Raw genomic sequence first — 13567 nt, 5'->3', positions numbered from 1 at the left:
CCGGCGGGCATTGGTCTCTCCTTTCACGGAGGTGCGCGGCGTCCGGGGTGGGGGCGGGGTTGACGGTTGCTTCATGCGGCGTGAAGGCGGGGGGGCTGCCCTGGACGTCCCGCGCGGGTGCGGACGTATAGTGCAGCACGTTGAGGCTGGGGGCCGGAAGCGCTTCCATGCCGGGAGGACAACCATGAAACTAGGCATGATCGGACTGGGCAAGATGGGCGGCAACATGGTCCTGCGCCTTACCCAGGGGGGCATTGAGGTCACCGGCTACGACCGCAGCGAGGACAGCGTCGCGCAGATCGAACGGCAGGGCGCCCGCGGTGCCCGCAGCATGGACGACCTGATCGCCGCACTCGGCGAGCCGGGGAGCCGCGCCGTGTGGGTCATGGTCCCCGCCGGGAAGATCACGCAGAGCGTCATCGACGACCTCGCCACGCGCCTCGCGCCCGGCGACATCATCATCGACGGCGGCAACAGCAACTACAAGGACAGCATCCGGCGCGCCGAGGAACTCGGGGCCAAAGGGATTCACTTCGTGGACGTCGGCACGTCCGGCGGCGTGTGGGGCCTCAAGGAAGGCTACGCCATGATGATCGGCGGCGCCGAGGAAGCCGTCGAGCGCCTGCGTCCCGCCTTCGAGGCGCTCGCGCCCGCCGCCGACCGCGGCTGGGGCCGCATGGGCCCGGCAGGCAGCGGGCACTACGTGAAGATGGTCCACAACGGCATCGAGTACGGCATGATGCAGGCCTACGCCGAGGGCTTCGAGCTGATGAAGGCGCATCAGGACTTCAACCTCGACATGGCGCAGATTGCCGAACTGTGGCGGCACGGCAGCGTCGTGCGTTCCTGGCTGCTCGACCTGACCGCCGAGGCGCTGCAGAACAAGGCCGAGTTCGAGAAGCTCTCGGACTACGTGGCGGACAGTGGCGAGGGCCGCTGGACGATCATCGACTCCATAGAACTGGGCGTGCCGACCCCCGTGATCACCCTGGCGACGCAGATGCGCTTCCGCAGCCAGCAGGAGGTCAGCTACGCCGGGCAGATGCTCTCGGCGATGCGCCGCGCGTTCGGCGGGCACGCCGTGAAGACCATCGAATCCCCCCGCCAGGAGGGCCTGGTGCCCGAGGTGGCGCCCGGCGATCACCCCAAGGTGGCCGCGCCGGAGAACATCGGCCAGACGGCCAGCGCGGGCGAGGGGAGCGCCGCCGAACAGCTGGGCGAGACTGGCCAGCAGCGCGTGAAGGGTGACGCATGACCCGCGGCGCGAAAAAGGACAGTGCCAAGAAGGAACCGGCGAAGAAACCTGCCGCCAAGAAGCCCGCGGCCAAGAAGGCATCGGCGAAGAAGGCCGCCAGCGCCGCCCCCGCGAAGGACACCCGCGCCCGTGGCGTGAAGGCCAGCGAGGTGCAGGAGAACGTGACCCGCAAGGCCGCTGCGCAGAAGGTGGGCGTGGCTGAACCCGCCCCGAAGGTGAAGAAAGCCGCCCCGAAAAAGGCCAGTCCGAAACGAGCGGCGGGCGCCCCCGGCGAGGACGGCACGAACCCCTTCCGCGCGCTGATGCGCCGCAACCGCGCGCCGGAACCCGCCACGCTGGTGATCTTCGGCGCGACCGGCGACCTGTCCCGGCGCAAGCTGCTGCCCGCCGTGTTCGGGCTGTGGCAGGACGGCCTGCTGGGCAGCGCGTTCAACATCGTCGGGGTGGGCCGTCAGGAGATGACGGACGAGCAGTTCAAGGACTACGCCATTCAGGCGCTGAAGGACAGCAAGGAGACGGACGCGATCCAGCCGGGCAGCCTGGAGAAGTTCCGCGAACTGCTGTACTACGAGTTTGGGGATTTCGCCGCGGACGAGGTGTACGAGAAGGTGGGCCGCGAACTCGACCGGGCCGAGGAGGCGCACGGGGGCCGCAAGAACGCCCTGTTCTACCTCTCCACGCCGCCCAGCCTGTTCGAGCCGATCAGCAACGGTCTGGGCCGCCTGGGCCTCTCGGACGAGTCCGAGGGCTGGCGCCGCCTGGTGATCGAGAAGCCCTTCGGGCGTGACCTCGCCTCGGCGCGCGCGCTGAACGACGCGATTCACCACGTGTGGAACGAGTCGCAGGTGTACCGCATTGACCACTACCTGGGCAAGGAGACGGTGCAGAACCTCATGGCGATCCGCTTCGGGAACGCCATCTTCGAGCCGCTGTGGAACCGCGGGTACGTGGATCACGTGCAGATCACGGCCGCCGAGGACCTGGGCCTGGAGGGCCGCGCCGGGTACTACGAGGAGGCGGGCGTGGTGCGCGACATGCTGCAGAACCACCTGATGCAGCTGTTCGCGCTGACTGCCATGGAACCCCCGGCGGCCTTTGACGCGGACGCCATCCGCGACGAGAAGGTGAAGGTGCTGCGCGCCGTCAAGGAGATTCCCGCTGGGCGCGTGGAGGAGGTCGCGGTGCGCGGCCAGTACGGTCCCGGCACCCTGTACGGCGAGAAGGTGCCCGGGTACCGCGAGGAGCCCGGCGTGCGTGAGGGCAGCGTGACGCCCACGTACGTGGCGGTGAAGCTGGAGGTGGACAACTGGCGCTGGCAGGGTGTGCCGTTCTTCCTGCGCACCGGCAAGCGGCTGCCGAAGAAGGTCACGGAGATCGCCGTGGTGTTCAAGCGGCCCCCGCTGGGCATCTTCCCCGGCGGCCTGGAGCGCAACGTGCTGGCCTTCCGCATCCAGCCGGACGAGGGCGTGAGCCTGAAATTCAGCAGCAAGACGCCGGGGCAGGAGATGGTGCTGCGCGAGGTCGTCATGGACTTCCGCTACGACGCGTTCGGCGCGCAGCTGGAAAGCCCGTACTCCCGCCTGCTGCTCGACGCGATGGTGGGCGACGCGATCCTCTTCCCGCGCGAGGACGAGGTGGACCTGGCGTGGCAGATCGTCAGCGGCATCCTGAGCGTGTGGGACACCGACCCCGCCCGCAAACCGAAGAGGGGCGAGGGCCCGGACTTCCCGAACTACACGTCCGGCACCTGGGGCCCCGACGCGGCCGACGACCTGATGGGCGACGACCGCCGCTGGCGGCGCCTGTGACCCGGGAGGTGAGGGCGTGACCTACGCGACCGACCTGAAATCGCTGGGGCCAGTGGACACTACCGTCCGCAAGGCCCAGGCGACCCTGGATGAACTGTGGGCGCAGACGGACGTGGAGACGCGCGCCTACACCGGCAACATGATCGCCCTGACCGTGAAGCGGCACTTGGGCCGCGTGCAGGAGGCCCTCGCGGGCCTGGAGGGCCGGTACGCGGGGCGACAGATCATCGGTGTCATGGACGGCACGGACGACCTGACTGTGCACGCCGCGCTCGTGCCTCAATCGGGCGGGCTGTACGTGGAACGCCTGACGCTGGAGGCCAGCCCCGAGCAGCTGCAGGGCGCGATCCTGCCGCTGATCCGCCCGGCGACCGTGAACCACGTCTGGTGGGGCGCGGACAGCCGCCCCGAGGGCACGCTGCTGGCCGAACTGACCGAGATCGCCGATCAGGTGATCGTGGACAGCCTGACGCTGGACGTCCCACCCTCCCGGCACTACGCGCTGGCGGACCTGGGCTGGAGCCGCTCGGCCGGGTGGCGCGAGGCGCTGGCGCAGCTGTTCGACTCGCCAGACGCGGCGCGGCAGCTGGGGCGCGTGACACACCTGACCGTCCGGCACGCCGGCAAGAAGGACCTGCCCGCGCGGCTGTTCGCGGGGTTCATTGCGAGCACGCTGGGCTGGACGGACCTGAGCACCGTGGACTTCCGGCTGGGCCGCTGCGGGCGCGAGAACGGCGACCTGTGCGGCGTGGAGCTGCGCGGCGACGGCGTGCACTTCAGCCTGAAGGCCGAGCAGGGCGACATCGCCCTGGCCGCCTGCCACTGGGACGACGTGCAGCGCGTCACAGAGGTCACGGTGCCCAGCATGACCCTCGCGCAGGGGCTGGCGCGCGTAATGGCCCGCCCTGAACGCGGCGAGGTCTTCGAACGCGCCTGGGCGCTGGCGAAAGAGACGCTGTAAGGGACAACAGCAGGGGGCCGCGCCGCTGTCAGGGTGCGGCCTCTCCCCTTTCCGGTGCGGGCGGCGCGGCATACTGCGCGGCGATGAGCGTCTCGCCCCACGACCAACTGCACGACCTCGCCCTGAGCCTGGGGGCGGACGCGGTCGGGTGGGCCCCGGCGCAGGTGCCGCGCGCGGCGGTGGACGAGTACGCAGGGTGGCTGGCGGCGGGGCGCCACGCGGGCATGAGCTACCTGGAGCGGCAGCTGCCGGTGCGGGCCGATCCCTCCCAGCGCCTAGAGGGCGTGCAGAGCGTGCTCGTGCTGGGCGTGTCGCACGCGTTCGCGACACCGCCCGTGCCGGAGGGGGGCGTGCGGGTGGGCCGCGTGGCCCGCTACGCGTGGACGCCGGACTACCATGACCAGCTCCAGCCGGTCCTATCGCACTTGGAGGCGGAGGCCGCGCGGCTGGGCGTGCGCGCCCGCGGGTACGTGGATCACGGACCGGTCATGGAGCGGCTGTTCGCGTCCGGGGCGTTCCTGGGCTGGCGCGGGAAGTCCGGGATGCTGGTCAGCACGCAGCTGGGCGCGTTCGTGACGCTGGCGGTCCTGCTGACCGACCTGCCGCACCCCGGCGCGGCGGAGGCCCACCCGGACCGCTGTGGGCGCTGCCTGCGCTGCGTGACCGCCTGCCCCACTGCCGCGATCGGCCCGGACCGCGCGATCGACGCGCGGCGCTGCGTGTCGTACCTGACCATCGAGCACCGCGGGCCGGTTCCGCCCGAGCTGCGCGCCGGGATGGGCGAGTGGCTGTTCGGCTGTGACGTGTGCAGCGAGGTCTGCCCGTGGACGCTGAAGGCTGGGCCGCTGGCGCGACTCTTCCGTCCGGACCCGGAACTGGCCCACCCGGACCTGACCCGCTTTTTTGGCGTCAGTGAACGGGAGTTCGAGCGGCAGTGGGCGGGCACCGCGTTCCTGCGCCCGAGGCGCAAGGGCATGGCCCGCAACGCGCTGACGGTCCTGGGGAACACCCGCGCGCCGCAGGGCTGGCCGCTGCTCCTGGCAGGCGTGCAGGACCCCGCCTGGGAGGTGCGCGAGGCCGCGGCCTGGGCGCTGGCTCAGTGGGGCGAGATGGGCCATCTCAGGCCGCTGCTGGACGACCCGCACGAGGTGGTGCGCGCCTCAGCCGGGGGCCTGCTGGGCTGAGGAGATCAGGACGCTGACGGGCTCCGGGCACCCAGCAGACCGGGCTCTTGAAGGCTGAGGCTGTCCCCTGTGACAGCCACCCCCGCCAGACGGCTGACGCGCGTCCCGCGTGGGGGCCGCTACCATGAGGCCGTGCGCCCTCGCCTGCTGCCCGCCCTGCTGCCCCTGCTGCTGTTCCCGCTGGGAGCTGCGCAGACCGTTGCGACACCCATCCTGATGCCCAGCGTGGTGGCGCGCTACCCGCATGACCGCGCCGCGTTCACGGAGGGTTTCCAGTACCTCGGGAATGGCACGCTCATGGAAAGTACCGGTATTGAGGGGCAGTCCGGCGTGCGGCGCGTGGATCTGAAGAGCGGGAAGGTGCTGGCCAGGGTCGCCACGCCCATCGCGACGGCGTTCGGGGAGGGCGTCACGGCCCTGAACGGCGTGGCGTACCACCTGACGTGGGAGGACGGCGTGGCCATCACCTTCGATGCGGGCACGCTGAAGGAGACCGGGCGGTACCGGTACAGTGGCGAGGGGTGGGGCCTGACCACCGATGGCAAGGCGCTGATCATGAGTAACGGGTCGTCCACGCTGGTGTGGCGCGATCCGAAAACATTCCGCGTGACGCGCTCCGTGCAGGTCACGGACGCCGGTCAGCCCGTGAAGAACCTCAATGAGCTGGAGTTCGTGCAGGGCAACGTGTACGCGAACGTGTGGCTGACGGACCGGATCGCGCGGATTGATCCGCAGACCGGGAAGGTCACCGCCTGGATTGACGTGGCCGCCCTGACCCGCGAGGCGAGCGCCGCCGCTGTGAAGGCCGGGCGGCCCCTGACCTTTGACGACGTGCCCAACGGCATTGCGTTCGTGCCGGAGCGCGGCACGCTGCTGCTGACCGGCAAGCGCTGGGCGACCGTGTTCGAGGTGAAACTGCCTGGCGTGAAGCCCGAGGTCACCGCGCCCACCGGACAGGGCCGCGCCAGCCACTGACACGCGGCGCAGCCGCTGAGGTCCGTCAGGGCAGGCGCGCCGCCGCTGCTGCCCAGATCTCCCCGGCCAGCGCGTCCACGGAGCGCGTGGCGTCCAGCACCAAGAAGCGTGCGGGGGTCTGCTCGGCCAGGTGTAAGAAGCCGGCGCGCACGCGGCGGTGGAAGTCCAGGTCAGCGCGCTCCAGACGGTCGGGTTGTCCACGCCGCGCCGCGCGGTCGAGCCCCACGGCCGGGTCGAGGTCCAGCAGCACGGTCAGGTCCGGTGTGAGGCCGTCCGTGGCGGCCAGCGTGATCTCCCGCAGGAGGTTCACGGGCAGGCCGCGTCCGGCGCCCTGATACGCGAGGCTGGAATCCGCGTACCGGTCGCACACGACCACCTCGCCGCGCGCCAGGGCGGGCCGGATCACGTTCGAGACCAGCTGGGCGCGGCTGGCGGAGTACAGCAGGAATTCGGGCAGCGGGTCGATGCTCAGGTCTGGGTCAAGCAGGACGTCACGCACGCGTGAACCCAGGGGCGTGCCGCCGGGTTCGCGGGTCAGCTGGTGCGGCGTACCGTGCTCTTGCAGGCGAGCGGCCAGGCGGGTCAGCTGCGTGCTCTTCCCCGCGCCCTCGGGGCCCTCGAAGCTGATGAACAGGCCCGGGTGCAGGGGCGTCACAGGCCGGTGGGGTGGTGCAGGAACTGCCACGCCAGTCCGAACTCGTCTTCAAGGCGGGCGGCCAGGGCGCGCACGCCGAACACCTCGGTCTCGTAGTGACCGGCGTAGACGACGTTCACGCCGTACTCGAACGCGTCGTGGAAGTGCTTGTGCTCGGGCTCGCCGGTCAGCAGGGTGTCCAGGCCCATCGCGGCGGCCTCGGCGATGCTGCCCGCGCCACTGCCGCTCAGGACGCCCAGGCGATGCACGGTCGGGGAGCGCCCGCCCCCGTGCACGAGGCAGATCTCGCCCGTGAGTTTCTGCACGCGGTCCGCGAAGTCCTGCAGGGACTGCTCGAAGGGCAGCTCTCCGGCGACGCCGATCTTGCCGCCGGCCCATTCACCGAACGGCTGGGTGTTCTGGAGCGTCAGGGCCTGCGCGATCATGGCGTTGTTCCCCACGAACGGGTGCGCGTCCAGGGGGATGTGGGCGGCGTACAGGTTCAGGTCGGCCATGAGGGCCGTGCGGACCCGCTCGCGGTGCGGGCCGCTCAGGGCCAGCGGCTGACCCCAGAACAGCCCGTGGTGGGTGATGAGCAGGTCCGCGCCGCTGTCAGCGGCGTGCTGAATGGTCTTGAGGCTGCTGTCCACCGCCACGGCGACGCGGCGGACCACCTCGGTGCCTTCGATCTGCAGGCCGTTCAGGCTGGGGTCCTTGAAGGCGTCCACGTTCAGGTATTCGTTCAGCCAGCGGACCAGGGTGTCTCGCGGCACCTCGCCGCGCGCAGGGTTCAGGGACACATACGACATGGCAGGCATTCTAGGTCGCTTCCCTCGGGCCGCGCCGGAATCACCTCTGATTCAGCCTGCCTCGCCCGCGCGCAGGGTGGCCTGAAGGGAGCTGTTGGGGCTAACGCGCCCTTAACGGGGCCACCCGTACGCTGGGACCGGCATGTGAGCCGCGCCGCTGCGCCGCGGGTCCTATGCTGGTGGGACCGGACACGTCTCCACCTGATCGGCGGGCCCTGCATCCGCCCGGCGCAGCGTCCTGCGCCGCCGACGTCAGCCGCGGCGGCCGGTCTGGCCTGAGTGCACCGCCCCTGTTCACCTTCCCGAGGTACCGTCATGATGTCTTCCCACCCTGCCCAGGACCCTCAGACACCCGCCGACACCGCCGCGTACCGCCCACCCAGAGTCGAGGACTTGGGCCGCTGGGCGGCCGTGACGTTGATTCAGAGCGTGCCCATCACGGGGTTCGGCCTCCCGTCACTGGATCTCGCTGAGCCCCAGGACCTGTGACGTCAAGGAGTACCGACATGTCCAGATTCAAGATTCCGACCCTGCTGCTCCTCACGGCGGCCGTCGCGACGGCCTGTCAGACCACCACGACCCCGCCCGCCACGCCAACCCCGCTGGGCCTGATGGAACTCACCATCAGCGGTCTGGGCAGCCAGGACGTTCACGCCGAGCTGCGGCCCGTCCGCGCCGGCCTGAACGCCCAGGCCGTGACGGCCCTCCCGGGCGGGGTGCAGGTCCGTGCGCTGAGCACCAGTGCCTTTGACGTCGGCACGCGCGGCGCGGGCGGGCAGCGGTATCTCTCGGCCACCTTTGAGGTCCGCAACGCCAGCTACGAGACCGCGGCGGCCTACCCGGACGCCCGGCAGAACCTCACGTTCTTCGCCGTCAGCGCGGCCAGCACCCTTCAGGGCACCGCGATCACCCGCCTGACCCGCTTCGACGGGACAGCCGCCGACCCGGGCGTCGCCCCGAACATCCTGCCCACCCACGGCATGGAGTACAGCCCCCTGAAGACGGCGGCCGTGGTGACCGCGCAGGCCGCGGACTTCCAGGCGTTTACGGAAGCCGAGGCGGACCCGCAGAACTGGACGCAGGGCGCGCAGGTCACGGCGTCCGGCGTGACCAGCGTGTTCCCGTACGGTTTCGTGGTGCGCCGCGCCAGTGGGGTGGGCCGGGCCCTGCCGGGCAACCCGGCCGCCGGGCAGTTCGACGGCCGCGTGACCTTCGCCTACCGCCTGCCGCTCCAGGCCACGGCCGCCGCCGACCCGTTCGAGGTGCGCATCCTGCTGCAGGCCACCGAGGACAGCGTCGCCCGCGTCACCGAAAGCCTGGAAGAGCAGGTGACGCCCGGCACGCGGACCGTCACGCAGCGCGCCGCGGACCTGCAGGCCACGCTGCCGGCTGGCACGACCGTACAGGTTGCCACGTTCGCGGGCAGCACGTACGCCGGGCCGAACACGGTCGCCGTGTGCCGGGTCCGCACCGCGGGCACGGCCGCCGCGCCGACCACCTACCTGGGGAGCTCCTGCTGATGAACACCACTGACCGCACGCGGCGCCGCCCGCCCCTGATGATCCTGCTGGGCCTCAGCCTCCTGCTGGGCTGCGCGCGCACGGCCGCGCCCCTGCCAGGCGGCGCGGCCGGCCCTGCCCCCACCGCGCCCACGGCCCCCTCCGCCCCTACGGCGCCTACCCCTGGCCTGGGGTCCACGCTGGGCCTCATGGAAATCAAGTTCGAGCGGATTGGCGCGGACGGCATGACCGCCACCGCCCGCGCCGTGCCCCACACGCTGGCCGGTCAGGCCCTGACGACCACCGGGGGCGTTCAGATGGAACTGGCGTCCCGGGGATCGTTCGTGACCGGCACGCGCGGCGCGGGCGGGTACCGGCACCTGTACGCGACCTTCCGGGTCCGCAACGCCAGCAGCAGCGGCGTCGCCGCCACGCAGGCGCGGTCAAACCTGACCTTCGTGGCGGCCAGCACGCCATCCACGGTCGGGGAAACCCCGCTGAGCACCTTCACGAAGTTTGACGGCTCCGCAGCCAGCGCCGCGACCGCCCCCACCATCACGCCCACGCACGGCATGCTGCCCGATCCCCTCACGGGCGGGGCGCGCCTGATGCCCGGCGGGGAGGACCTGCAGTTCTTCACGGAGCAGGAGGTGGACCCCCTGCGCTTCACGACGCCCACGACCCCCGCCGCCCTGGGCGTGACCCGCCTGTTCCCGTACGGTTTCGTGGTGCGCAACGCCACCACGCCCGGCAGCCGCGCCCTGAGCGCCAACCCGGGGGTCAATCAGTTCGACGGGCTCGTGACCTTCGCCGTGAAGGTGCCGCTTCAGAGCAGCGCAGCGGACGATCCGTTCTCGTTCAGCATGCTGTTCGAGGCGATGGACGACTCGGTCACCCGCGTCTCCGAGAGCGCCGAGGAGCAGGCCCTGGGAACCCAGGCGGCGGCGCGAGCCGCCACGCTGAACGCCACCGAGGTCGCTGCCCTGTGCGGCACCTCCATCAGCAGCCCCAGCCTGAAGTTCATTCCGTCCGTCACGACCGCCGGAAACTCGGCGCGCCTGGCGAAACTCGGCGGGGATTTCATCATCACGGAGTACGGGGCGCCCGCCCGCGCGGCCGTGGGCAACACCACCACCGTCATTCCGGCCAGTCAGGGGCCACTGACGCGGGTGCAGGCAGTCCCCACCCAGGGTCAGCCGGCCCCCACGCTGACCGCCACGACCACCCCCACGAGCGCCCGGGGCGGGAACGTCACGGCCAGCGCGGACGGCAGCCTCACGTTCAACCCGAAAGCCGGGGACGGCAACGTCACGGACACCATCAGCAGCAGCGTGTCCGACGGCTCGTGCAGCACGCCCACGGGCGTGCTGAAGAACACGGTCAACATCGGCCAGCGGGTGTGGTACGTGAACAACGCCAGCGCCGTCACCCCTGACGGCCGTCAGTCCAGTCCATTCACGACGCTGCTGGCCGCGCAGAACGCCTCCAGCGCCGGGGACATCCTGTACGTCTACCGGGGCGACGGCACCACGACCGGCCAGAACGCGGGCGTCACCCTGAAAGCCAATCAGAAGCTCATCGGTCAGGGCGTGCCCCTGACCGTCAGCGGCATTGCGGTTGAACCGGCCGGGCAGACCCCCAGTATCGGGCAGTCGAGCGGCGCGGCCGTCACGCTGCCCGCAGACGCCACCAGCGTCTCGGAGATCAGTGGCCTGACCATCAGCAGCGGCGCGCAGGGCGTGACCGGCACGGGCTTCGGCACGCTGACCGTCTCGAACCTCTCCGTCTCCGCAACCGGCGGACCCGCCCTGAACCTGAGCAGCGGCACCGTGAACGGCACGCTGAGTACGCTCAGCAGTTCGGGCAGCGCGACCAGCGGCCTGAACTTCAGCAGCGTGAACGGCACCCTGACCGGCACGGGCGGCACCGTGACCGGCGCGGCGGGCGCCGCCGTGAGCGTCAGTGGCGGCGCCCTGAACCTCACCTACGGGGGCAGCGTCACGAAAGCCAGCGCCGGGGCGCTGCTCAGCGTCAGTGGCGGGCACACCGGCACCCTGAACCTCAGTGGTTCGCTGAACGCTTCGAACGGTACCGGACTCCAGTTCGACAACGCGGACGGCACCTACACCGCCAGCACGGCCACCCTGAACGGCGGAGACGCGGGCATTGACATCCTGAACAACTCGGCGGGCACCTTCTCGTTCGGCAGCGGCGTCAACGTCACCAACCCCTCCGGGGACGCGTTCACCGTGACGGACAGCACGCCCACCGTCACCATGCTCGGCGCGGTCAGCAAGGCCAGTGCCGGCCGGGCGGTGAACATCACGAATATGGCGTCCGGCACCGTGACCTTCGGCGCGGGCGGCACGGCCGGCAGCGCCACACCCACCCTGAGCGCCTCGGCCGGCGACGGCATCCTGCTGTCCAACATGGACGGCACGGTCAATTTCACCGGGACGACCACCCTGGGCGGCACCTCGGGCGGCATTGACATCCTGAACGGCTCGGCCGGCACGATCCTGTTCGCGGATACGTCCAGCGTCACCGGCAGCGTCGCGGCTGACCCGGCCCTGCTGGTGGATTCCGGCACCCCCACCGTCACGTACCGCGGCAGCCTGACCCACAACACGGGCCGCGTGATCACCGCGCAGAGCCTGACGGGCGGCTCGGTGACCCTGAACGGGGCCGTGACGAGCGGCACCTCGGGCGCGCCGACCGGACAGGGCGTGCTCATTCAGAACAACACGGCCGGGGCCGTCAGTTTCCTGGGCACCAAGACCTTCTACACGGGGCCCAACCCCGCCGTAACCATTAGCACCGCCACGGGGAGTGGCCCGACCGTGTCCTTCCCGAACGGCGGCCTGGCGATCACGACCACCACCGGTACCGGACTGAGCGCCACGGGCAGCGGGACCCTGACGGTCGGCGGCACCACCAACACCATCAGCAGTGGCCTGGGCGGCGCCCTGAACGTCCAGAACACCACCATCGGCGCGGGGGGCCTGAACTTCCGGCAGATCAACGCCAACGGCGGCACGTACGGCGTGCGGCTGGTCAACACCGGCGCTGCGGCAGGTCTGACGGTCAGCGGCGCGGGCACGGCAGGCTCCGGCGGCACCATCCAGAACACCAGCACGGCCGGTGTGAGCGTCACGAACGGCAGCAACCTGAACCTCAGCTGGATGAACTTCACGAACGCCACCAGCGTGGACGGCGGCGGCGCAGGCGTCTGCGACGGCTCGACCAACGCTGGCTGCAACGCCCCGGTGAACCTGTCCGCCGTCACGGGCGTCACGCTGGACCGCCTGGCCATCAACGGGTCCGCCGAGGAAGGCATCAACGGGCGGAACATCAGGAACTTCACGCTCAGCAACAGCACCGTCACCAATGCCGGGGACGCCATTCACGAGTACGGCGTGAACCTGTTTGAACTGCTCGGCACCAACGCCATCACGGGCACCACCGTCACGGGCGCCGCCAACCACGGCGTGTTCGTCCGCGTGAGCTCCGCCACGACCGCCGCGCCCGGCACGCCGGACAAACTGCAGATCACGGGCAGCACCTTCATGAACCCGGGCAGAACCGTCAACCTGCCCTCCGATGGTGTCACGGTGTCCCTACGGAATACCGCGAACTTCCAGACGGTCGTGCAGAGCAGCAGCTTCACGCAGGCCACCGCCACCAGCGGCACCGACGGCATCCAGGTGGACGCCGGGGACACCAGCGTTTCGGACGTGAGCATCACGGACAGCACCTTCACCGGGTGGAACCAGTCGGCGATCAACCTCTCGGGCTCGCAGACCTCGCGGACCAGATTCAACGTGACGGCCAACCGCAGCGTCTCGGGCGGGGCAGGCATGGGCATCAACGTGTTCTCCGGGAACGACGCCGACCTGACCGGCACCATTGCGAACAATCCCATCACCACCCCAGACCCGTCGAACAACGGGTACGGCATTGCGCTGGCCGTTGAGGACAGCGGGCACATCACCGCGGACCTGAACAGCAACAACGTCACCAACTACGCGTTCGGCCTGGGCGGCTACACCCGGTCCGTTAATCTGGGCGAACTGGACGCCACCATCAGAAACAACACGGTCACGGCCGGCGGGAACTTCGCCTTCGCGGGCCTGTTCATCGAGAATGCCAACGGCAACAATCAGGGCAACCGCGTGTGCCTGAATCTGACCAACAACAACATCTCCATGGGCACCAACCCAGCTGCCGTCATTGACTACTCCCTGGGCTCATACCAGGGCAGCACCTTCCAGTTGCAGGGCCTCACGGGCGTCGGCACCAGCTCGACGAACGTGCAGAACTTCGTGTCCAGCCGTGATATCGGCGGCGCCAGCGTCGACGTCACAGCCGGCACAACCGTCAACTTCGTGAACGCCACGTGCCTGGTGCCCTGAACCTCCAGGCTCTTTCCTTCCCGTCATCCA

The 13567-nt window shown here is 70.3% G+C and carries 10 protein-coding genes; 8 read left to right on the top strand and 2 right to left on the bottom strand.

Features of this window, described 5'->3' with window-relative positions; translation table 11 throughout:
• Positions 1-73: 73 nt before the first annotated feature.
• The 5 genes from gnd (at position 74) to IEY63_RS00205 (ending at position 6183) form a co-directional block, all read left to right on the top strand.
• Positions 74-1255: a phosphogluconate dehydrogenase (NAD(+)-dependent, decarboxylating) gene (gene gnd / locus IEY63_RS00225; RefSeq protein WP_189066979.1), complete on the top strand. Its 1182-nt coding sequence runs from the start codon at positions 74-76 to the stop codon at positions 1253-1255.
• Positions 1252-3063: a glucose-6-phosphate dehydrogenase gene (zwf, locus tag IEY63_RS00220; RefSeq protein WP_189066978.1), complete on the top strand. Its 1812-nt coding sequence runs from the start codon at positions 1252-1254 to the stop codon at positions 3061-3063. The genes gnd and zwf overlap by 4 nt, the downstream gene beginning before the upstream one ends.
• 16 nt (positions 3064-3079) lie before the next feature.
• Positions 3080-4024 carry a glucose-6-phosphate dehydrogenase assembly protein OpcA gene (locus IEY63_RS00215; protein ID WP_189066977.1) on the top strand — a complete coding sequence of 315 codons (945 nt, stop codon included), beginning with the start codon at positions 3080-3082 and terminating at the stop codon, positions 4022-4024.
• A gap of 83 nt (positions 4025-4107) precedes the next feature.
• Positions 4108-5208: a tRNA epoxyqueuosine(34) reductase QueG gene (gene queG, locus IEY63_RS00210; protein WP_189066976.1), complete on the top strand. Its 1101-nt coding sequence runs from the start codon at positions 4108-4110 to the stop codon at positions 5206-5208.
• Positions 5209-5340: 132 nt separating this feature from the next.
• Positions 5341-6183: a glutaminyl-peptide cyclotransferase gene (locus IEY63_RS00205; RefSeq protein ID WP_189066975.1), complete on the top strand. Its 843-nt coding sequence runs from the start codon at positions 5341-5343 to the stop codon at positions 6181-6183.
• Between the two features lie 25 nt (positions 6184-6208).
• Here IEY63_RS00205 and tmk read toward each other — a convergent pair whose 3' ends face one another.
• Entirely contained in the window at positions 6209-6829 is a 621-nt protein-coding gene (tmk, locus tag IEY63_RS00200; RefSeq protein WP_189067977.1) for a dTMP kinase, read from the bottom strand.
• A gap of 5 nt (positions 6830-6834) precedes the next feature.
• Positions 6835-7626 carry a Nif3-like dinuclear metal center hexameric protein gene (locus IEY63_RS00195; RefSeq protein WP_189066974.1) on the bottom strand — a complete coding sequence of 264 codons (792 nt, stop codon included), beginning with the start codon at positions 7624-7626 and terminating at the stop codon, positions 6835-6837.
• A 315-nt stretch (positions 7627-7941) separates the two neighbouring features.
• Between IEY63_RS00195 and IEY63_RS00190 the strand changes: the two genes are divergently transcribed.
• The 3 genes from IEY63_RS00190 to IEY63_RS00180 are packed head-to-tail and all read left to right on the top strand — an operon-like array spanning position 7942 to position 13537.
• Positions 7942-8115: a hypothetical protein gene (locus tag IEY63_RS00190; RefSeq protein ID WP_189066973.1), complete on the top strand. Its 174-nt coding sequence runs from the start codon at positions 7942-7944 to the stop codon at positions 8113-8115.
• A gap of 17 nt (positions 8116-8132) precedes the next feature.
• Entirely contained in the window at positions 8133-9146 is a 1014-nt protein-coding gene (locus IEY63_RS00185) for a hypothetical protein (RefSeq protein ID WP_189066972.1), read from the top strand.
• Positions 9146-13537, top strand: a complete 4392-nt coding sequence (locus IEY63_RS00180; protein ID WP_189066971.1) for a beta strand repeat-containing protein — start codon at positions 9146-9148, stop codon at positions 13535-13537. Before IEY63_RS00185 ends, IEY63_RS00180 begins: the two co-directional genes overlap by 1 nt.
• The last annotated feature ends 30 nt before the right edge of the window (positions 13538-13567 follow it).

The organism is Deinococcus radiotolerans, from assembly GCF_014647435.1.
GTDB classification, from domain to species: Bacteria; Deinococcota; Deinococci; order Deinococcales; family Deinococcaceae; genus Deinococcus; species Deinococcus radiotolerans.
The sequence above is the reverse complement of the archived record's forward strand: the minus strand, read 5'-3'. Positions and strand labels throughout refer to the sequence as shown.

Excerpts from the sequence above, each read along its gene's own strand:
- gnd (WP_189066979.1), top strand. The coding sequence starts at position 74 with ATGCGGCGTGAAGGCGGGGGGGCTGCCCTGGACGTCCCGCGCGGGTGC.
- zwf (WP_189066978.1), top strand. The coding sequence starts at position 1,252 with ATGACCCGCGGCGCGAAAAAGGACAGTGCCAAGAAGGAACCGGCGAAG.
- queG (WP_189066976.1), top strand. The coding sequence starts at position 4,108 with ATGAGCGTCTCGCCCCACGACCAACTGCACGACCTCGCCCTGAGCCTG.
- IEY63_RS00195 (WP_189066974.1), bottom strand. The coding sequence starts at position 7,626 with ATGTCGTATGTGTCCCTGAACCCTGCGCGCGGCGAGGTGCCGCGAGAC.
- IEY63_RS00190 (WP_189066973.1), top strand. The coding sequence starts at position 7,942 with ATGATGTCTTCCCACCCTGCCCAGGACCCTCAGACACCCGCCGACACC.
- IEY63_RS00185 (WP_189066972.1), top strand. The coding sequence starts at position 8,133 with ATGTCCAGATTCAAGATTCCGACCCTGCTGCTCCTCACGGCGGCCGTC.
- IEY63_RS00180 (WP_189066971.1), top strand. The coding sequence starts at position 9,146 with ATGAACACCACTGACCGCACGCGGCGCCGCCCGCCCCTGATGATCCTG.